Source organism: Micromonospora sp. NPDC048868 (assembly GCF_043198195.1).
Taxonomy (GTDB): Bacteria; Actinomycetota; Actinomycetes; order Mycobacteriales; family Micromonosporaceae; genus Micromonospora; species Micromonospora reichwaldensis.
This window is the reverse complement of the sequence record NZ_JBICUN010000002.1, coordinates 257,391-278,048: the sequence shown is the minus strand read 5'-3', so window position 1 is coordinate 278,048 and position 20,658 is coordinate 257,391. Positions and strand designations below refer to the sequence as shown.

Annotated in this window: 15 protein-coding genes; 11 read left to right on the top strand and 4 right to left on the bottom strand. The window is 75.2% G+C overall.

Annotated features, from left to right (window positions below):
• The 3 genes from ispG (at position 1) to ACGFNF_RS04125 (ending at position 6,125) form a co-directional block, all read left to right on the top strand.
• Entirely contained in the window at positions 1-1,173 is a 1,173-nt protein-coding gene (gene ispG / locus ACGFNF_RS04135) for a flavodoxin-dependent (E)-4-hydroxy-3-methylbut-2-enyl-diphosphate synthase (RefSeq protein WP_393165630.1), read from the top strand.
• A gap of 292 nt (positions 1,174-1,465) precedes the next feature.
• On the top strand, positions 1,466-2,305 hold the full coding sequence (locus ACGFNF_RS04130; protein WP_311410917.1) for a GNAT family N-acetyltransferase: 840 nt from the start codon (positions 1,466-1,468) through the stop codon (positions 2,303-2,305).
• Between the two features lie 181 nt (positions 2,306-2,486).
• Positions 2,487-6,125 (top strand): ATP-binding cassette domain-containing protein, encoded by a 3,639-nt coding sequence (locus tag ACGFNF_RS04125; protein WP_393165628.1) that lies wholly within the window; start codon positions 2,487-2,489, stop codon positions 6,123-6,125.
• Between the two features lie 141 nt (positions 6,126-6,266).
• On the opposite strand, the gene ACGFNF_RS04120 is transcribed toward ACGFNF_RS04125, so the two are convergent.
• The 4 genes from ACGFNF_RS04120 to ACGFNF_RS04105 form a co-directional block, all read right to left on the bottom strand.
• Positions 6,267-7,334, bottom strand: a complete 1,068-nt coding sequence (locus ACGFNF_RS04120; RefSeq protein WP_393165626.1) for an NADH:flavin oxidoreductase/NADH oxidase — start codon at positions 7,332-7,334, stop codon at positions 6,267-6,269.
• A 177-nt stretch (positions 7,335-7,511) separates the two neighbouring features.
• Positions 7,512-8,816 carry a dicarboxylate/amino acid:cation symporter gene (locus ACGFNF_RS04115; RefSeq protein ID WP_393165863.1) on the bottom strand — a complete coding sequence of 435 codons (1,305 nt, stop codon included), beginning with the start codon at positions 8,814-8,816 and terminating at the stop codon, positions 7,512-7,514.
• A gap of 262 nt (positions 8,817-9,078) precedes the next feature.
• Positions 9,079-9,714, bottom strand: coding sequence for a DUF998 domain-containing protein (locus ACGFNF_RS04110; RefSeq protein WP_393165624.1), 636 nt, complete (start codon positions 9,712-9,714; stop codon positions 9,079-9,081).
• Positions 9,707-10,672 carry a glutathione S-transferase family protein gene (locus ACGFNF_RS04105; protein WP_393165622.1) on the bottom strand — a complete coding sequence of 322 codons (966 nt, stop codon included), beginning with the start codon at positions 10,670-10,672 and terminating at the stop codon, positions 9,707-9,709. Before ACGFNF_RS04105 ends, ACGFNF_RS04110 begins: the two co-directional genes overlap by 8 nt.
• Positions 10,673-10,778: 106 nt before the next feature.
• On the opposite strand from ACGFNF_RS04105, the gene pcaF reads away from it, so the two are divergent.
• The 8 genes from pcaF (at position 10,779) to ACGFNF_RS04065 (ending at position 20,589) form a co-directional block, all read left to right on the top strand.
• Entirely contained in the window at positions 10,779-11,984 is a 1,206-nt protein-coding gene (gene pcaF, locus ACGFNF_RS04100; RefSeq protein WP_357577419.1) for a 3-oxoadipyl-CoA thiolase, read from the top strand.
• A gap of 305 nt (positions 11,985-12,289) precedes the next feature.
• Positions 12,290-13,108, top strand: a complete 819-nt coding sequence (locus ACGFNF_RS04095; protein ID WP_357577418.1) for an SAM-dependent methyltransferase — start codon at positions 12,290-12,292, stop codon at positions 13,106-13,108.
• 4 nt (positions 13,109-13,112) lie between these two features.
• Positions 13,113-15,287, top strand: coding sequence for an EAL domain-containing protein (locus ACGFNF_RS04090; protein ID WP_357577417.1), 2,175 nt, complete (start codon positions 13,113-13,115; stop codon positions 15,285-15,287).
• The gene (locus ACGFNF_RS04085) at positions 15,284-15,784 is read left to right on the top strand and encodes a DUF456 domain-containing protein (protein WP_151456927.1); all 501 of its coding nucleotides are present in this window, start codon (positions 15,284-15,286) and stop codon (positions 15,782-15,784) included. Before ACGFNF_RS04090 ends, ACGFNF_RS04085 begins: the two co-directional genes overlap by 4 nt.
• 586 nt (positions 15,785-16,370) lie before the next feature.
• On the top strand, positions 16,371-17,732 hold the full coding sequence (locus tag ACGFNF_RS04080; RefSeq protein WP_357577416.1) for a glutamine synthetase family protein: 1,362 nt from the start codon (positions 16,371-16,373) through the stop codon (positions 17,730-17,732).
• 19 nt (positions 17,733-17,751) lie between these two features.
• Positions 17,752-19,107 (top strand): aldehyde dehydrogenase family protein, encoded by a 1,356-nt coding sequence (locus ACGFNF_RS04075; RefSeq protein WP_393165619.1) that lies wholly within the window; start codon positions 17,752-17,754, stop codon positions 19,105-19,107.
• Between the two features lie 4 nt (positions 19,108-19,111).
• Complete coding sequence (locus ACGFNF_RS04070; RefSeq protein WP_327030800.1) at positions 19,112-19,879, top strand: 3-oxoacyl-ACP reductase; 768 nt, start codon at positions 19,112-19,114, stop codon at positions 19,877-19,879.
• On the top strand, positions 19,876-20,589 hold the full coding sequence (locus ACGFNF_RS04065; protein WP_393165617.1) for a gamma-glutamyl-gamma-aminobutyrate hydrolase family protein: 714 nt from the start codon (positions 19,876-19,878) through the stop codon (positions 20,587-20,589). The genes ACGFNF_RS04070 and ACGFNF_RS04065 overlap by 4 nt, the downstream gene beginning before the upstream one ends.
• Positions 20,590-20,658 lie beyond the last annotated feature (69 nt).

The window sequence follows — 20,658 nt, the reverse complement described above, 5'->3', positions numbered from 1 at the left end:
GTGACCGCTGTCAGTCTCGGTATCCCCGCCGTACCGCCCCCGCCGCTCGCCCCGCGCCGGGTCAGCCGCCAGATCATGGTCGGCTCGGTCCCGGTCGGTGGGGGCGCGCCGGTGTCGGTGCAGTCGATGACCACCACCCTCACCTCCGACGTCAACGCCACACTCCAGCAGATCGCCGAGCTGACCGCGTCCGGCTGCCAGATCGTCCGGGTCGCCGTGCCCAGCCAGGACGACGTGGAGGCGCTGCCCGCGATCGCGAGGAAGTCGCAGATCCCGGTGATCGCCGACATCCACTTCCAGCCGAAGTACGTCTTCGCCGCCATCGACGCCGGCTGCGCGGCGGTCCGGGTCAACCCGGGCAACATCCGCCAGTTCGACGACAAGGTCAAGGAGATCGCCAAGGCGGCCGGCGACGCGGGCGTGCCCATCCGGATCGGCGTCAACGCCGGCTCGCTGGACAAGCGGCTGCTCGCCAAGTACGGCAAGGCCACCGCCGAGGCGCTCGTCGAGTCGGCCCTGTGGGAGTGCTCGCTGTTCGAGGAGCACGGCTTCCGCGACATCAAGATCTCGGTCAAGCACAACGACCCGGTGGTGATGATCCGGGCGTACCGCCAGCTCGCCGAGAAGTGCGACTACCCGCTGCACCTCGGCGTCACCGAGGCCGGCCCGGCCTTCCAGGGCACCATCAAGTCGGCGGTCGCCTTCGGCGCGCTGCTGGCCGAGGGGATCGGCGACACGATCCGGGTCTCGCTGTCGGCCCCGCCGGTGGAGGAGATCAAGGTCGGCAACCAGATCCTGGAGTCGCTCGGGCTGCGCGAGCGGGGTCTGGAGATCGTCTCCTGCCCGTCCTGCGGCCGGGCCCAGGTCGACGTCTACAAGCTGGCCGAGGAGGTCACCGCCGGCCTGGAGGGGCTGCCGGTGCCGCTGCGGGTGGCCGTGATGGGCTGCGTCGTGAACGGCCCGGGCGAGGCCCGCGAGGCCGACCTCGGGGTGGCCTCCGGCAACGGCAAGGGCCAGATCTTCGTCAAGGGCAAGGTCGTCAAGACCGTGCCCGAGGCGCAGATCGTGGAGACCCTGATCGAGGAGGCGCTGCGCATCGCCGACGAGATGGGCGCCGAGCTGCCCGAGGAGCTGCGCGGTCTGCTCCCCGGCGCCACCGTCAGCGTGCACTGACCCACCGCGCCGTCGCGGGGGGGGCCCCCCCCCCCCCCCCCCCGGCCCGGGCGGGGGGGGGGGCCCCCGGGGGGGCGCCCCCCGCCCCCGCCCGGGGGGGCGGCCCCCCCGGGCCCCCCCCCCCGGGCGCCCCCCCCCCCCCCGCGGCGCCCCGCCGCCCCCCCCCCCCCCCGCCGGCGGCCGGGGCCGGCCCGCTTCCGCCGGGCGTACGCTCCGCGTCCCGTCACGGTGCAGGCGTCCCACTGGTCACTCGACCGGCGCGGCACCCGGCGGATCTGGCAGGCTGGTAGCCGTGCTGACGGTGCCGGTACGCCAACTGGGGGAGTCGGAGCGCCGCGCGGTCGAGCGGCTGCTCGACCTCGACCCGTTCGCGGGCGCGCAGGTCGCCGAGCGGATCACGGCGCGTGGCCTGGCCTGGTGGCGCGCCGAGGGACGGGTGCTGGGCTACGGCAGCCGCCGCAACCTGGAGTCGATCTGCTGGCTGGGCGGCAACCTGACCCCCGTGCTCGCCACCGAGCCGGCCGTCGCCGCCTACGCCGACCTGCTTGCCGGCGAGGAGCGGCTCTGCTCGTCGATCGTGGGCCGGGCCGACGCCGTGCTCGGCCTCTGGGACCGCCTCTCCGCCGTCTGGGGGCCGGCCCGGGACGTACGCCCCAACCAGCCGTTGCTGGCGACCGACGCGCTGCCGGCGCTGCGGGCGGACCCGGAGGTGCGGCGGGTGCGCGCCAGCGAGGTCGACCGGCTCTTCCCGGCGGCGGTGGCGATGTACACCGAGGAGGTCGGCGTCTCGCCGCTCGCCGACGACGGCGGGCGCGGCTACCGGCGGCGGGTCACCGACCTGGTCCGGACCGGGCGGGCGTACGCCCGGTTCGTCGACGGCCGGGTGGTGTTCAAGGCCGAGCTGGCGGTGGTGACCCGCCGGACCGCCCAGGTGCAGGGCGTCTGGGTGGCCCCCGAGTGGCGGGGCCGGGGCATCGCGTCGGCGGCCATGGCGGCGGTGGTGCGCGACGCGCTGCTGCGGGTCGCCCCGACCGTCAGCCTCTACGTCAACGACTTCAACCTGCCGGCCCGCCGGGTCTACGAGCGCTGCGGATTCCGCCCGGTCGGCACGCTCGCCACCGTGCTCTTCTGAGCCGCCCTTCGCGGCGTCCGCTCTGAGCCGCCCTTCGCGGCGTCCGCGCGGGCGGCTCCCGGCCGGCGCGGCCCACGCACCGGGCTCCGGCCAGGTGAACGGCCGGTAAATGCGTTGAGCCGGCCGGCTCCACCGACCAGGCTGGATACTCCGCCCCGGTCTGCGGAGAAGGGACTCCGTCATGCGTCTGCTCCGGGACCTGTGGGCCACCTCGCCCCGCCGAATGGCGATCGTGACCTGCCTGATCGTGCTCGGCGCCGGGGGCCAGGCCGCCGCCGCCGCGCTGGCCGGACCCGTCCTGGTGCACCGCGCCGCCGGGTTCTTCGCGCTGCTCGCCGTGGCGCTGGTCGCCGCCGTCCTCACCGACCTCGCGGTGAGCCTGCTGATGGCCGGGCTGACCGCCGACTGGTCCGCCGACGTGCGGCGCCGGCTGTGCCGGGTCGCGCTCGGGCAGGACCTGCCGACCCTGGAGACCACCCCGGTCGGCGAGCTGCTCGACCGCATCGACGGCGACGTCTACCAGGTCGCCGCCGCGGTGCGCAACCAGGGCGTACGGATCGCGCAGGGCCTCGCCGCGGGCGTGCTGTCGACCGTCGTCGCCCTCGCGGTGTGGTGGCCGGCCGGCCTCGGGATGCTGCTGCTGACCGTGCTGCTGGCCGTCGGCCTGCGCAAGCCCACCGCGCGGATCGGCCCGGCCCGGATGGCCGAGGAGGAGGCCTGGTCCGACCTCGCCGCGGTGATGGAGGAGGCCATCCACGGCCAGGACGACGTACGCACCAGCCTGGCCCGGCCGTACGTGCTGCGCCTCTACGCCCGGCGGGCCGCCGAGGTGCTCAGTCGCGGAGTGCGCGTGTGGCGGATGTCCGCCCAGGTCACCACCGTGGCCGCCGGCGTCATCCGGGCCGGGATCGCGGCCGTGGTGCTCGGCGGCGCGTGGGCGCTGGTCACCGGCCGGGTCGACGGCGCCCGGCTCACCGCGATCTGGCTGCTGGCCATCGGCTTCGGGATGACCGTCGAGCACGTCAGCCGGATGGTCCCCGAACTCCAGTACGCCCTCGGCGCCTGGGGGCGGGTGCAGCTGCTGGCGGCCTCCCGGCAGGAGCCCGTGGGCGGGGCCGCCCCGAACGAGGGCGACCTGGTGGTGCGGGGCCTCACCTTCCGCTACGGGGGTGCCGACGACGGGCGCGGCCCCGCGCTGCACGACGTCGACCTGACCTTCACCCGGGGCCGCTCGTACGCGCTGGTCGGCCGGACCGGCTCCGGCAAGTCCACCCTGGCGAAGGTGCTCACCCGGGCCGTCGACGTGCCGCCCGGCACGGTCTTCCTGGCCGGCGACGACGTGTGCGACCTCGACGTCGAGGCGCTGCGCCGGTGGATCGCCGTGGTGCCGCAGCGCACCGAGATCCTCGCCGGGACCCTGGCCGAGAACGTCGCGTTGTTCGATCCGGACCTGCTCGACGCCGCCGCCCGGGCGCTGCGCGAGCTGGGGCTCGACGGCTGGATCGCCGAGCTGCCCGCCGGGCTGCGGACCCGGCTGGGCGACGGCGGGCACGTGCTCTCGGCGGGCCAGGAGCAGCTGGTCGCCTTCGCCCGGATCCTGGTGCGCGACCCGCACGTGGTGATCCTCGACGAGGCCACCGCCCGCCTCGACCCGGTGACCGAGGCGCGGGTGCAGCAGGCCACCGAGCGGTTGCTGCGGGACCGGATCGGCATCGTCATCGCCCACCGCCTCTCCTCCGTACGCCGCTGCGACGAGGTGGTGGTGATGGCCGACGGCGCGGTCGTGGAGGCCGGGCCGCTGGACTCCTCGGAACGCTTCGCCGAACTGCTCGCCACCAGCCACGCCACCGCGTACGCCCACGCGGCGCCGGGCGGTCGTTCCGGCGGGGTCGACCTGCTGACCGGCCCGTCGGACCCGTGGCCGACCACCGGCCCGGACGAGGCCCTCCCACCGGCGACGCCCCCGGTCGGCCCGCCGGCCGTCCCGTCGGCCACGCCCCCGGCCGCGCCGCCGGTCGGGGGGTCGGCCGCGCCGCCGGTCGGGGCGGTCCCCGCGACCCCGACGGAGTCGGTCGGGTCGGCCGACGGCCGGGCGGGTGGGGGTGGGTCCGCAGCCCCCGGGGAGCCGGAGACGACGTCCCCGAGAGGGCTGCGCGGACTGCGGGAGATCCTGCGGCTGTGCCTCAACGACGCGCGCTACGGGCTGGCCTCGCTGGCGTTGTTCCTGCTGGTCGTGCTCCTCGGGCTGGACGGGCCGGTGCTGCCGTGGCTCTGGGCCGACCTGGTCGACGGCACCGGCGACCCGTGGAAGCCGGCGCTGGGGATCGTCGCCGGCCTGCTGGTGACCCTGCCGGTGCCGTACCTCACCGGCGTGCGGTTTCCGCAGTGGTGGGTCCGGCAGATGCTGCGGATCAGTCTGCGCCTGGTGCACGGCCAGACCGGGCCCCGCCGGGTCAGCGGGCACACGCCGGCCGAGGTGGTGGCCCAGGGCGGCGACACCGAGCGGGTGGTGCAGCTCGCCGACAACGTGATGGACCAGGGGATCTCGCTGCTGCTTCTGGTGACCATGACCGCCGTCACCGGCAGCGTGGTGCCGGGGCTCTTCTTCGCGGGCACGATGCTCGTCTCCGGGCTGGCCGCGACGCTGTTCGGCCCCCACCTGGAACGGTCGGCGCGGGCCACCGTCGCGGCGCGGGCCGCGTTCGCCACCGCGCTGGTCTCCTCGCTGTCGGCCGCCCGTACGGTCAAACTCGCCGGAGCCACCCGCCCGGTGCTGGCCCACCTGTCCGACCTCGACGTGGTGCGCAGCGACCGGCAACGCCGGGAGATCTCCGTGCAGGTCTGGTCCCGTTCGACCCCGTCGCTGGTCAGCGGCCTGCTGCCGATCGGCGCGTGGGCGCTCTTCCTGGCCGGGCAGCTCTCGGCCGGCGCCACCCTGGTCGCGGTCGCCACCCTGGCCGCCGCCCGCTGGTTCGCGTGGACGACGGCCTCGCTGATCTCGCAGATCCCGTCGGCGCGGGTGTGGACCCGGCGGACGGTGGCGATGACCGGCGTGGAGGCGTACTCGGCGGCGGTGCCGGGGGTGGACCTCGGCGCGGGGACCGCCCCGGCGCCCGTCGTGCCACCCCGGCACCCGCTGCGCCGGCTGGAGCTGACCGGCTTCGGCGTCCGGCACACCGACGGGACGGTGGCCGTACGCGACGTCGACCTGACGGTGGAACGCGGGCAGCTGGTGCTGGTCGTCGGCCCGGTCGGCTCGGGCAAGTCGTCACTGCTGCGGGCGCTGGCCGGCATCGCCCCGCACACCGGGCGGCTGACCTGGAACGGCGACCCCGTCACCGAGCCGGAGCTGTTCCTGCGCCCCCACCAGGTGGGCTACGTCGGCCAGTTGCCGCGGGTGCTCTCCGGCACGGTGGCCGACAACATCACCCTCGGCCACCAGGTGGACGCCGCGGCGGCGGTGTCGACCGCCCAGCTCGACCACGACCTGGCGGCGGCCGGTGGCGGGCTCGGGCTGCTGATCGGGCACAAGGGCACCCGGCTCTCGGGCGGGCAGTTGCAGCGCCTCGCGCTGGCCCGGGCGCTCGCCCCCCGTACCGAGCTGCTGGTGGCCGACGACGTGTCCTCGGCGCTGGACGTCACCACCGAGCTGGCGCTGTGGCAGGCGCTACGCGAGCACGGCGTGACCGTGGTGGGTTCGACCTCGAAGCGCGCCGCCCTGGTCCGGGCCGACCACGTCGTGGTCCTCCGCTCCGGCACGGTTGCCGCCCAGGGCCCCTGGCGCGACCTGGAGCCCCACTGGTCCCACCTGGCCGGCTGACCCACCCCACCCCACCCCACCCCACCCCCACCCCCGGCCCCCGGCCCCGGCTGCGTTGATCATGAGGTTGACGGCACTCATGGAGATCGACATCGCCGTCAACCTCATGATCGACGCAACCAGGGCGGGGGCGGGGGTGGGTCAGGTGGCGCGGGCGTACTGGGCGGGCCAGGTGGGGGTGGCGCCGAGCTTGGCGGCGGCCCGGTGCGGCCAGTACGGGTCCCGCAGGAGTTCCCGCCCGAGCAGGACCAGGTCGGCGTCGCCGGACGCGACGATCTCCTCGGCCTGCTCCGGCTCGACGATCAGGCCGACCGCGCCGGTGGCCACGCCCGCCTCCCGGCGTACCCGGGCGGCCAGCGGCACCTGGTAGCCCGGGCCGACCGGGATGGTCGCGGTGGCCGACGCGCCGCCCGAGGAACAGTCGACCAGATCCACCCCGGCGGCGGCCAGTTCGCCGGCGAGTACCACGCTGTCCTCGGCCGTCCAGCCCGTCGGCTCCCAGTCGGTGGCCGAGATGCGGGTCAGTACGGGCACGTCCTCGCCGACCGCCGCACGGACCGCCCGCGCCACCTCCAGGGTGAGCCGCATCCGGCCGGAGCGGTCCCCGCCCCAGCCGTCGTCGCGGTGGTTCGTCAGCGGGGAGAGGAACTCGTGCAGCAGGTAGCCGTGCGCGGCGTGGATCTCCACTGCCGCGAACCCGGCGTCGACCGCCCGGGCGGCCCCCGCCGCGAACGCCTCGACGACGTTGGCGATGCCCGCCTCGTCCAGCGCGGTCGGCACCCGGTAGTCGGGCACGAACGGCGCGGACCCCGGGCCGACCGGGGTCCAGCCGCCCTCGGCGTCGGGCACCCCGCCCCGCCGGGACGCCCACGGGCGGTACGTCGAGGCCTTGAACCCGGCGTGCGCGAGCTGCACGACCGGCACCGCGCCGTGCGCGGCGACGAAGGCGGTCACCGGCCGCCAGGCGTCGACGTGCGCCCCGGACCAGAGCCCGGTGTCCTGGGGGCTGATCCGCCCCTCGGGCAGCACGGCGGTGGCCTCGGTCATCACCAGGCCCGCGCCGCCGACCGCCCGGGCGCCCAGGTGCACGAGGTGCCAGTCGGTGGGCAGGCCGTCCGGGCCGGCGGTGTACTGGCACATCGGGGCCAGGGCGATCCGGTTGGGCAGGGTCACGCTGCGCAGGGTCAGCGGGGTGAACAGGACACTCATGCGGTCATCCTCTCGGACGCGGGGAGGACCCCGGGGCGGGGTCCTCCCCGACTCGTCGGGTCGCGCCGGGCCCCGGGCACGACGGTCGGTGCGGGCGCGGGCGGCGGCTCGGGCGCGGCTCGGGCCCGCCGCGAGCGCCCCGGGCGGCTCGGACCGCCCGGGGCGCGCCGGGGTGGCTCAGGCCGGGACGGGGCTCAGCTCCTCAGCGCGGCGCGGGCCGTCGCCGTCGGCGTCCGCCGGGGCGAGCGGCGACCGCCGGCCCGCCGAGTCGTACGCGGCCCGGTCCAGGGTGCCCTCGCGGGCGGCGACGATCGTCGGCACCAGTGCCTGGCCGGCGACGTTGGTGGCGGTGCGGATCATGTCCAGGATCGGGTCGATCGCCAGCAGCAGACCGGCGCCGGCCAGCGGCAGGCCCAGCGTGCTCAGCGTCAGGGTGAGCATCACGATCGCACCGGTCAGGCCGGCGGTGGCCGCCGAACCGACCACCGAGACGAAGGCGATCAGCAGGTAGTCGGTGACGCCGAGGTCCACCCCGAAGACCTGGGCGACGAAGATCGCGGCCAGCGCCGGGTAGATCGCCGCGCAGCCGTCCATCTTCGTGGTGGCGCCGAACGGCACCGCGAAGGAGGCGTACTCGCGGGGGACGCCGAGGCGCTCGACCGAGCGCTGGGTCACCGGCATCGTGCCCACCGAGGAGCGGGAGACGAAGGCCAGCTCGATCGCGGGCCAGGCGCCGGCGAAGAAGCGCACCGGGTTGAGCCGTCCGGCGCCCACCAGCAGCAGCGGGTAGACCACGAAGAGCACGATCGCGCAGCCGACGTAGACGGCGGTGGTGAACTTGGCGAGCGGGGCCACCAGGTCCCAGCCGTACGAGGCGACGGCGTTGCCGATGAGGCCGAGGGTGCCGATCGGGGCGAGCCGGATGACCCACCACAGGGCCTTCTGGACGATCTCCAGCAGCGCGCGGTTGATCGCCACGAACGGCTCCGCGGGCTCGCCGACCAGCAGCGCCGCCGCGCCGGCGACGAGGGCAAGGAAGACGATCTGGAGCACGTTGCCGTCGACGAACGCGCCTACCGGGTTGGTCGGCACGATGCCGGTGAGGAAGTCGGTCCACGAGCCGGTCCGCGTGGGCGCGGTGGCGCCGGCGGTGTCGAGGGTGACGCCGCGGCCCGGGTCGGTGAGCAGGCCGAGGCCGATGCCGACGCCCACCGCGATCAGCGCGGTGACGCCGAACCAGAGCAGGGTCTTCAGGGCCAGCCGGGCGGCGTTGGCCACCCCGCGCAGGCTGACCACGCTGACCACGATGGCGGTGAAGACCAGCGGCGGCACGGCCAGCTTGAGCAGCTGGACGAAGAGACCGCCGACGGTGTCGAGGGTGCTGGTGAGCCAGCTCAGGTCGTTGGCGCGGGCGAGGAAGCCGAGCGCCACGCCGAGGACGAGGCCGAGCAGGATCTGCACGGAGAAGGGGATCTTGCGCAGGGCGGAAGCCATGAGGGTGTGTCCCAGGGTCTGGAGGTCGGAACGGGGCAGCGTCAGGAGAGCGGCTGCGCCGGACAGACGCCGCTGGCCTGCAGTCGGAGGTCGACATACAGGCGCACGGTCAGGTGCCAGACGTTGGTCATCGCCGCCGAGGATAACGCCGGCCGTCGATGCTGCGGAAGGAGTCCCCGCGGTGACGCTCCTTACAACAGGTGCACGAAGGGACCGATGCCCCATCTCCGGCGTCCCGAGGTGCCCCGGCTCACCGGCGGAGGGCGACGGCGGTCGCGGCGGCCGTGCCCCACAGGACGGCCACCAGCAGCAGCAGCCGCTCCAGGACGGCGATCAGGCCGCCGCGCCCCACGAAGAGCATGGCCACGGCGGTCGCGCCCGCCAGCGGCAGGGCCGCCGCCAGGGCCACCGCGGCCAGCCGGCGCAGCGCCGACGGCGCGGCCCGGGTGAGCATGACCGCCAGCATGGCGAGGACCACCGCGGCCACCGCGAGGATGCTCGCCGCGCCGTGCACCAGGTCCGCCGTGGTCGCCCGCTCGAACGGCGGCAGCGGGCAGCCGGCGCTGCACGTCACCGCCCCGGAGACCAGCGCGAAGACGCTCCCGGCCGCGAGCAGCCCGGCCGCCGCCCGCAGCACCGGGGACAGCGCCGCCGCGAGCAGCAGCAAGCCGGCCGCCAGGGCGAAGACCCCGATCCGGTACGCCGGGGCGTACGCGCTGTCGGTGACGCCCGCCTCGCTGACGTACCCGGTCAGGCCCGGCCCTGGACCGGCGACCACGGCGACGGTCACCGCGACCGCGCCCGCGACGACGCAGGCGGCGGCGGCCGACGCGGCGGCGGCCCGGGGCGGGGCGGTACGCGGGTCGGCCCGGCGCGGCTCAGCCACGCCCGTGCGGCGTGGTCCAGCCGGAGGTGTCGGGGCCGAGCGGGACGATCCCCGTCGGGTTGATCGCCGCGTGGGTGCCGTAGTAGTGCCGCTTGATGTGGTCGAAGTCGACCGTCTCGCCGAAGCCCGGCGTCTGGAACAGGTCCCGCGCGTACGCCCAGAGCACCGGCAGTTCGGTGAGCTTCTGCCGGTTGCACTTGAAGTGCCCGTGGTATGCCACGTCGAAGCGGACCAGGGTGGTGAAGAGCCGCACGTCGGCCTCGGTGATCGCGTCGCCCATCAGGTAGCGCCGGCCCGCCAGCCGCTCGGAGAGCGCGTCGAGCCGGGCGAACAGCGCCGTGAACGCCTCGTCGTACGCGGCCTGCGAGGTGGCGAAGCCGCACCGGTAGACCCCGTTGTTGACGTCCCGGTGGATCTCCGCCATCAGCGCGTCGATCTCCGGGCGGAGTTCGACCGGGTAGAGGTCCGGCGCCCCCGGCCCGTGCAGGCCCCGCCACTCGGTGGACAGGTCCAGGGTGAGCTGCGGATAGTCGTTCGTGACCACCCGGCCGGTGCGGGTGTCGACAAGCGCCGGCACCGTGACCCGTCCGGTGTAGTCGGGGTCCGTGGCCAGGTACGCCTCGGAGAGGAAGCCGATGCCGAGCACCGGGTCGAACCCGTCCGGGTCGAGGGCGAACCGCCAGCCCCGCTCGTCGCGGATCGGATCGACCGTGCCGAGGGAGATCGCGTCCTGGAGGCCGAGCAGGCCGCGTACGATCCGGGCCCGGTGCGCCCACGGGCAGGCCCGGCACCAGATCAGCCGGTAGCGGCCCGCCTCCAGCGGCCACCGGCCCTGCGCGTCCGGCCCGCCACCGGGCGGGGAGTCGGAGTCCGGGGTGACCCGACCGGTGAACCGGTTGGGCTGGCGGACGAACTCGCCACCGCCACTGGTCTCTGCGCTGAACTGGGCCCGGGCCATGCCGCCAACCTATCCGCTGCGCGCGCGGATATCCTGGCGGCCGGGCGTCCCCGCGACCCGGAACCGCCCGCCCCCGCCCCTTCCCACCCCCCGAAGGATCGCGCTGATGACCGTGGCATACCTGGTGGCCGGTGTCCGCACCCCGATCGGCCGCTACGCCGGCGCCCTCGCCGGCGTCCGCCCCGACGACCTGGCCGCGCACGTGATCCGCGAGCTGGTCGCCCGACACCCGTCGGTGGACTGGGCGCGGGTGGACGACGTGATCCTGGGCTGCGCCAACCAGGCCGGCGAGGACAACCGCAACGTGGCCCGGATGGCGGCGCTGCTCGGCGGGCTGCCCGAGGAGGTGCCCGGCAGCACGGTCAACCGGCTCTGCGGCTCCGGCCTGGACGCCCTCGCCACCGCGGCCCGCTCCGTCGTGGCCGGCGAGGCGGACCTCGTGGTGGCCGGCGGGGTGGAGAGCATGAGCCGCGCCCCGTTCGTGATGCCGAAGGCGGCCACCCCGTTCTCCCGCACCGCCGAGGTCTACGACACCACAATCGGCTGGCGGCTGGTCAACCCGCTGATGGAGAAGCACTGGGGCATCGACTCCATGCCGGAGACGGCGGAGAACGTCGCCGCCGCGTACGGCGTCGGCCGCGCCGAGCAGGACGAGTTCGCGTACCGGTCGCAGCAGCGGGCCGCGAAGGCGCAGGCCGACGGCCGCTTCGCCGAGGAGATCGTCGGAGTGACCGTCCCGGCGGGGCGGCGCGAGACCAAGCTCGTCGAGGTCGACGAGCACCCCCGGGAGACCTCGCTGGAGAAGCTCGCCGCGCTGCCCACCCCGTTCCGCGAGGGCGGCACGGTGACCGCCGGCAACTCCTCGGGCGTCAACGACGGCGCGGTGGCGCTGCTGGTCGCCTCCGAGGCCGCCGTGGCCCGCTACGGCCTGACCCCGCTGGCCCGGGTCGCCGGCGCCGCCGCGGCCGGCGTACCGCCGCGGGTGATGGGCGTCGGGCCGGTGCCGGCCACCCGGAAGCTGCTCGACCGACTCGGCCTCGGCCTCGACGCGGTCGACGTGATCGAGCTGAACGAGGCGTTCGCCGCGCAGTCCGTCGCGGTGCTGCGCGAGCTGGGCCTGCCGACCGACGCCGAGCACGTCAACCCGAACGGCGGGGCGATCGCGCTCGGGCACCCGCTCGGCGCCAGCGGCGCCCGGCTGGCGCTGACGGCCGCGCTGGAGCTGCGCCGCCGGGGCGGCCGGCGGGCGCTGGCCACCATGTGCGTCGGCGTGGGGCAGGGCATCTCGCTGCTGCTGGAGTCCGCCGGCTGACCCGGGGGCCGGCCAGCGCTGCCGCCGCCGTCCGCCCGGTCCGGGGCTCCCATGCCGTGGGCGACGAAGGCCCTCACCGACGAAGGCTCGTCACCGGCGGGGGCGGAGCCGTGCCGGCGGGCGGGTCCGTGACGGACATCCGACGGGCCGACGAAGTGGGTCATGGGACCTCCCGGAGCCGGCAGTACGCGGCCTAGAGTGGTGAGCACCACACGACCCGCGGGTCGGCCGGTGCCTCGCGTACCCCCACGTGACCGCGGCACCGGCTCCCTCCCGCACCGCGGCGACGACCATGAGGTGCAGCAGTGCAGATGCCGGACGGACTTCCCGCCGAGATCGACCTCACCCGGCCGAGCGCGGCCCGGGTGTACGACTACTTCCTCGGCGGGGCGCACAACTTCGAGATCGACCGGCAGCTCGCCGAGCAGATCGCCGCCATGACCCCGAACCTGGCGGCGACCATGCGCGCCGGCCGGGAGTTCCTGCGTCGCGCCGTACGCACGCTGCTCGACGCCGGCATCGACCAGTTCCTCGACATCGGCTCCGGCATCCCCACCGTGGGCAACGTGCACGAGGTCGCCCAGACGGCCAATCCGAAGGCCCGGGTGGTCTACGTGGACATCGACCCGGTCGCGGTGGCGCACAGCCGGGAGCTGCTCGCCGGCGACGAGCTGACCGGGGTGATCCACGGCGACCTGCGGGAGCCGGAGCGGATCCTGGCCGCAGCCCGTGACCTCGGGCTGCTCGACTTCAGCCGGCCGCTGGGCATCCTGCTCGCCGGGGTGGTGCACTTCGTCCGGGACGCCGACCGCCCCGGCGAGATCCTGGCCACCCTCCGGGCCGCCGCGGCCCCGGGCAGCCACCTGGTCGTCTCACACTCCACGTTCGAGGACCAGCCGCAGGAGATGCTCGACGCGCAGCGCCTCTCGGCGCGTACCGACACCGAGATCACGCTGCGCTCCCGGGCCGAGGTGACGAGCTTCTTCGGCGACTGGACGCTCCTGGAGCCGGGTGTGGTGCACATGCCGCTGTGGCGCCCCGACTCGCCCTCCGACGTCGACGAGCACCCGGAGCGGTTCGGCGCCTTCGGCGGCGTCGCCCGGTACGACCAGCCCACCACCTGAGCCCATGGCCGCCGTCCCGGAGCCCGGCGGCGACGACCTCAGCCGGTCGGGCGCCCAGTGGTACGCGGCCGAGTGGGCCAGGGCGGTGCGCCGGCTCGGTTTCGTGCCGCTCAGCGCGGCGGAGACCGAGCGCCTGCTGCACCTGCACACGGTCCGGCTGGCCCAGGCCCTGCTCGCCGAGCCCTTCTCGCCCCTGCCGGCCGAGGAGGTCGGGCGCGCGCTGGTCGAGGAGCACCTGACCGAGCCCCGGGTGCTCGACTGGTCGGTGCGGGCCCTCGGCGACCGGTTCGCCGCCCGGGTGGTGCCGGGCCGGGCCGACCGGGACGGGACGACGCAACGGGTCGCGGCGTTGCAGGGCGGACTCGCCGCCGGCTTCGCCCGTGCCCTGCGCGACCGCACCTTCGCGCAGCAGGAGCGGATCGCCCGCTCGGCGTGGCAGGCCCGCGACGACGTGGAGCAGGCCCTGCGCGACAGCGAGGCCCGGTTCCGGGCCGTCTTCGTGGGGGCGGCCACGGGGATCGGCATCGCCGGTGTCGACGGCCAGATCATCGACGTCAACCAGGCGTTCGCGGACATGCTCGGCTACTCCATCGAGGAGCTGCGCGAGACCAACGTGGCCGCGCTGTTCCACGCCGACGACGCGGCCGGGATGTGGGAGCTCTACCAGGAGCTGATCGAGGGCAAGCAGGACCGGGCCCGGGTGGAGAAGCGCTACTACCGCAAGGACGGCAGCGTGGTCTGGACGGACCTGTCCGTCTCGCTGATCCGCCACGACGACGGCCGGCCCCGGTTCACCGTCGCGATGATCGAGGACATCACCGAGCGGCACGAACTCCAGCAGCGGCTGCGCTTCCAGGCGCTGCACGACCCGCTCACCGGCCTGCCCAACCGGACCCTGTTCTTCGAGACGCTGGGCCGGGTCTTCGACGTCGCCGACGCGGCCCGACGGGTCGGGGTCTGCTTCCTCGACCTGGACGGCTTCAAGGCGATCAACGACAGCCTCGGCCACGACCTCGGCGACCGGCTGCTCGTGGTGATCGCCAAGCGGCTGGCCGACTGCGTCGCGGGCCGCGGCCACCTCGTCGCCCGGATGGGCGGGGACGAGTTCGTCATCCTGGTCGACGACGGCGCCGGGATCGACGACGCGGTGGGTGTCGCCGAGCTGGCCCTGGCGGCGGTCTCCGCCCCGGTCCGCATCGGCGAGCAGCAGCTCGCGGTGTCGGCGAGCGTCGGGATCGTCGAGTGCCCGGTCGGCGGGACGAGCGCCTCGGAGCTGATGAAGGCCGCCGACACCACGCTCTACTGGGCGAAGGCGGAGGGCCGGGGCCGGTGGGCGGTCTACGACCCGGAGCGCGGCGCCCGGGACATCGCCCGTTCCGCCCTGGCCGCCGGGCTGCCGGCGGCGCTGGACCGGGGCGAGTTCGTCGTGCACTACCAGCCGATCGTGTCCCTGGTCGAGGGCTCGATGCTGGCCGTGGAGGCGCTGGTCCGGTGGCAGCACCCGGAGCTGGGGCTGATCGGGCCGGACCGGTTCATCGGGCTCGCCGAGGAGACCGGCCTCATCGTCCGGCTCGGCGAGTGGGTGCTGCGGCAGGCCTGCCGGGACGCGGAGGCGTGGCGGCGCGAGTTCCCCCGGGCGCAGCTGGTGGTCAGCGTCAACCTGGCCGCCCGGCAGGCCGACGACCCGGGGATCGTGGACACCGTGGCCGACGCGCTGGCCTCCACCGGGCTGCCGGCGGATCTGCTGCAACTGGAGCTGACGGAGAGCGCGGTGATGGGCACCGCCGGGGAGCCGCTGCGGTCGCTGCACCGGCTGGCCGCCCTCGGCGTACGGATGGCGATCGACGACTTCGGCACCGGCTACTCCAACCTGGCGTACCTGCGCCGGCTGCCCATCCACTGCCTCAAGCTGGCCGGGCCGTTCGTCGAGGGCATCCGGGGTGAGGACGTCGAGGCGGTGCCCGACCACCGGGACGAACGGATCGTGGACGCGTTGGTGCGGCTGGCGCACGCGCTGGAGCTGTGGGTGACCGCCGAGGCGGTGGAGACCGGGGTACAGGCCGAGCGGCTGCGCGCGCTGCGCTGCGACACCGGGCAGGGCCGGTTCTTCGGCCCGCCCGCACCGGCGGCGGAGATCACCGCCCGGCTACGCGACGACGACCGGGGAGCGACGGCATGAGCCTGACGGACAGCGAGGCGGCGGTCGCCGTACTCGCCGGGTTGGCGATCCTCGCCGGGCTCGCCGGGGTGGTGGTGCCCGGCCTGCCGGCGCTGCCGCTGTGCTGGGGCGGGGTGCTGGTCTGGGCGATCTTCGGCGGCGCCGGGCCCGGCCGCTGGGCGGTGCTCGCCGCCGCGACCGTGGTCGCCGCGGGTGGCACCGTCGTCAAGTACGCCTGGCCGGGGCGGAACCTGAAACGCACGGGGGTGCCCACCTCGTCGCTGCTCGCCGGTGGGCTGCTGGGCCTGGTCGGCTTCTTCGTGGTCCCGGTGATCGGGCTGGTGCTCGGCTTCGTCGGCGGGGTGTGGGCGGCGGAGCGGCTGCGGCTGGGCGACTCCCGGCTGGCCTGGCCGGCGACGAAGCAGGCGGTCGCGGCGGCCGGCCTGTCCATGCTCGTCGAGTTCCTCGCCGGCCTGCTCGTCGCCGCGCTCTGGGTCGCCGGGCTGCTGCTCACCTGAGCAGACGCGGGCGGCCGCGCCGGATCGGACCGGTGCGTGCCGCTTGCTCCGACGGAATCGGTGCGGTGCAGTGCGGATCGGACCGGTGCGGGCCGGGCCGGTCGCTCGGTTCGAGCCGATGCGGGTGCGGTGCGGGCGGCGCGGGGCGGGCGTCGGGTACGGCGCAGCGCCGTACGGTGAGAGAGAGGTGACGTGCCCCGCGCCGCCGCGTGCCGGGCGGTCCGAGCGCCCGGCGGTGGCCCGTCGCGATCGGGCCTGGTCACGGGCTCAAGCATGCGGTCCACGAGCCGGCGCGGCAAGGTAATTTGCCCGGCTCGGCCGGCCTGCCCACCCGCAGCGCCGGCCTGCCGGCCGGGGCCGCCGTGTGCCGTCTGGCACCCTGTCGAGCTGCCCCACCGCACGGGGCAGCTCGACAGGGGGCCGGTCGGACAGGGCGGGCGGCAAGGGCGGACGGACAGAGGCAGGGCGCAAGGGCGGGCGCTGCGAGGCGGGCCCGGGTGCGTTCCGGGGCGGTTGCCGGGATGCCGGGCGGGGCATTGACGGTCGACCGGTTCAGCCAGTAGACCTTGGTGATGGAGGCCCGCCGATGAGGAAAGCTCCGCTCACGTTGGAACAGCTGCGGGTCGCCGTCGCAGAGGGCGAGATCGACACCGTGGTGCTGGCCCTGGTCGACATGCAGGGCCGGTTGCAGGGCAAGCGGTTCCACGCGCCCTACTTCCTCGACCAGGTGGCCGCGCACGGCAGCGAGGGGTGCAACTACCTGCTCGCCGTCGACGTCGACATGAACACCGTAGACGGGTACGCGATGTCGAGCTGGGAACGCGGCTACGGCGACTTCGCCATGGTGCCGGACTTCGACACCCTGCGCCGGGTGCCCTGGCAGCCGGGCAGCGCGCTGCTCCTGGCCGACCTGGCCTGGCTGGACGGGGCCCCGGTGGTCGCCTCGCCCCGGCAGATCCTGCGCCGGCAGCTCGACCGGCTGGCCGCGCACGGGCTGACCGCGTACGCCGGCACCGAGCTGGAGTTCGTGCTGTTCCGGGACTCGTACGAGGAAGCCTGGCAGCGCGGCTACCGGGACCTGACCCCGGCCAACCAGTACAACGTGGACTACTCCCTGCTCGGCACCGCCCGGGTGGAGCCGCTGCTGCGCCGCATCCGGCGGGAGATGGCCGGGGCGGGGCTCACCCCGGAGAGCGCGAAGGGGGAGTGCAACCTCGGCCAGCACGAGATCGCCTTCCGCTACGACGAGGCGGTGGCCTGCGCCGACCACCACGTGATCTACAAGAACGGGGCGAAGGAGATCGCCGCCCAGGAGGGCATGTCGATCACCTTCATGGCCAAGCCGAACGCGCGCGAGGGCAACTCCTGCCACATCCACTTCTCGCTGCGCGACGCCGACGGCCGCTCGGCGATGCTCGGCGACGGGCCGGCGCACCTGTCGACGACCGGGCAGCGGGTGCTGGCCGGGCTGCTGGCCACGATGCGCGAGTTCAGCCTCCTGTTCGCCCCGAACATCAACTCGTACAAGCGCTACCAGCCCGGGTCGTTCGCCCCCACCGCGCTGCGCTGGGGCACGGACAACCGCACCTGCGCGTTGCGGCTGGTCGGGCACGGCCAGGGCATGCGGGTGGAGAACCGGGTGCCGGGGGCGGACGTGAACCCGTACCTGGCGATCGCGGCCCTCGTCGCCGGCGCGGTGCACGGCATCGAGCGCGAGCTGGAACTGGGCGAGGAGTGCACCGGCAACGCGTACGACGATCCGGCCGCCGAACGGGTCCCCGGCACGCTCCGCGACGCCCTGGCCCTGTGGGAGGGCTCGACGGTGGCCGCCGAGGCGTTCGGTGACGAGGTGACGGCCCACTACGCCAACCAGGCGCGCATCGAGCTGACGGCCTTCGACGCCGCCGTGACGGACTGGGAGCTGATCCGTGGCTTCGAACGCCTCTGACGCAGGGGAGGGGCCGGGCTTGAGTGAGGTGGTGGATCCGGCCACCGGGGAGGTCGTCGGGTTCGTGCCCGCCACGTCGGTCGGGGAGGCCGACGCGGCGATCGCGCGGGCGGACGCGGCCTTCCGGCGCTGGCGGGCGGTGGCGCCGGGGGAGCGGGCGCGGGTGTTGCGGCGGTTCGCGGCGGTGGTCGACGCGCACCTGGAGGAGCTGGCGCGGCTGGAGGTGCGCAACTCCGGGCACACCATCGGCAACGCGCGGTGGGAGGCGGGCAACGTCCGCGACGTCCTCGACTACTACGCGGGCGCGCCCGAGCGGCTGACCGGGCGGCAGATCCCGGTGCCGGGCGGGCTGGACGTGACGTTCCACGAGCCGCTCGGCGTGGTCGGGGTGATCGTGCCGTGGAACTTCCCGATGCCCATCGCCGCCTGGGGCTTCGCGCCGGCGCTCGCGGCCGGCAACACCGTGGTGCTCAAGCCCGCCGAGCTGACCCCGCTGACGGCGCTGCGCCTGGCCGAGCTGGCGCGCGAGGCGGGCGTGCCCGACGACGTGTTCACCGTGCTGCCGGGCGCCGGGTCGGTGGTGGGGGAGCGGTTCGTCACCCATCCCGCCGTCCGCAAGGTCTGCTTCACCGGTTCCACGGAGGTCGGCACCCGGATCATGGCCGGCTGCGCCGCGCAGGTGAAGCGGCTGACCCTGGAGCTGGGCGGCAAGAGCGCCAACCTCGTCTTCGCCGACGCGGACCTGGAGCGGGCGGCGGCCACCGCCCCGTACGCCGTCTTCGACAACGCCGGCCAGGACTGCTGCGCCCGGTCGCGGATCCTGGTCCAGCGGCCGGTGTACGACCGGTTCCTGGAGCTGCTCGAACCGGCGGTGCGCGCGCTGCGGGTGGAGGACCCGGCCCGGGACACGGCCGAGATGGGCCCGTTGATCTCCGCCGCCCAGCGCGACCGGGTGGCCGGCTACGTCGACGGGGCGAAGGTCGCCTTCACCGGCTCCCGCCCCGACGGCCCCGGCTTCTGGTACGCCCCGACGGTGCTGCTCGCCGACTCGCCCGCGGACCGGCACTGGCGGGAGGAGATCTTCGGCCCGGTCGTCTCGGTGCTCCCGTTCGACGACGAGGCCGACGCGATCCGGCTCGCCAACGACACCGAGTACGGCCTCTCCGGCTCGGTCTGGACCCGGGACGTGGGCCGGGCGGTGCGGGTGGCGCGGGCCGTGGAGGCGGGCAACCTCAGCGTCAATTCGCACTCCTCGGTGCGCTACTGGACGCCGTTCGGCGGGATGAAGCGTTCCGGGCTGGGCCGCGAGCTGGGCCCCGACGCGCTGCACGCCTTCACGGACGTCAAGAACGTGTTCATCGCGACGGAGGAGTGATCAGGTGCGGGGTCGACTTGAGGGCCGGGTGGCCGTGGTCACCGGGGCGGGCAGCGGGATCGGGCTGGCCACCGTGCGGCGCTTCGCCGCCGAGGGGGCCCGGGTGGTCTGCGTGGACGTCGACGCGGAGGCGGGTGGGCGGGCCGCCGAGGAGGTCGGCGGCGAGTTCGTCGCCACGGACGTCGCCGACGAGGCGGCCGTACGGGACCTCTTCGACGGCGTGGCCGAGCGGCACGGACGCATCGACGTGGCGTTCAACAACGCCGGCATCTCCCCGCCGGAGGACGACTCCATCCTGACCACGGGGCTGGACGCCTGGGAGCGCGTGCTGCGGGTCAACACCACGAGCGTCTACCTCTGCTGCAAGCACGTCATCCCGCACATGCGCAGGCAGGGCAAGGGCTCGATCATCAACACCGCGTCGTTCGTGGCCCTGATGGGGGCGGCCACCTCGCAGATCGCGTACACGGCGAGCAAGGGCGGGGTGCTGGCGATGACCAGGGAGCTGGGCGTGCAGTTCGCCCGGGAGGGCATCCGCGTCAACGCGCTCTGCCCCGGCCCGGTCGCCACCCCGCTGCTGCTGGAGCTCTTCGCCGCCGATCCGGAGCGGGCCGCCCGCCGGCTGGTGCACGTGCCGATGGGGCGGTTCGGCGAGCCGGAGGAGATCGCCGCCGCGGTGGCGTTCCTGGCCAGCGACGACTCGTCCTTCATGACCGCCGCGCAGTTCGTCGTGGACGGCGGCATCACCGGCGCGTACGTCACCCCGCTGTGAACCGGCCACTGATCGGGATCACCGCGTACGTCGAGCCGGTCGGTTGGGGGGTGTGGCGGGACGTGCCGGCGGTGCTGCTGCCCGAGGCGTACGTCCGGGCGGTCACCGCGGCCGGGGGCCGGGCGGTGGTGCTGCCCCCGGACGACCGCGACGCGGACGTGCTGCGGGTGCTCGACGGGCTGGTCCTGGCCGGCGGCGCGGACGTCGACCCGGCCCGGTACGGCCAGCCGCCGGCGCCCCGTACCGAGAGCCGGCCCGGCCGCGACGCGGGCGAGCTGGCCCTGCTCACCGCGGCGCTCGACACCGACCTGCCGGTCCTCGGGGTCTGCCGGGGGATGCAACTGCTCGCCGTCGCCGCCGGTGGGGCGCTGCACCAGCACCTGCCGGACCTGATGGGGCACGACCTGCACCGCCCCGCCCCCGGCGTCTACGGCGGGCACGGCGTGCGGTTCGCCCCGGCCAGCCTGGCCGCGACGGTGATGGCCGGGGTGGACCGGGTCAACTCCTACCACCACCAGGCGGTGGCCGACCCGGGTCGGCTGGCGGTGACCGGCTGGTCCGACGACGGGGTGGTCGAGGCGGTCGAGGACCCGCACCGGCCCTTCCTGCTCGGCGTGCAGTGGCACCCGGAGAACGAGCCCGATCCGCGACCGATCGCCGCACTGGTGCGGGCCGCCCGGGAAGGCCGGGTCGGCCCGGCGCGCCGGTGACACACTCCCCGCCACCGCTGCGGCGGGCGGCTGGGGGTGTCGCACATCACAGTCGCCTCCCGGGGTGGC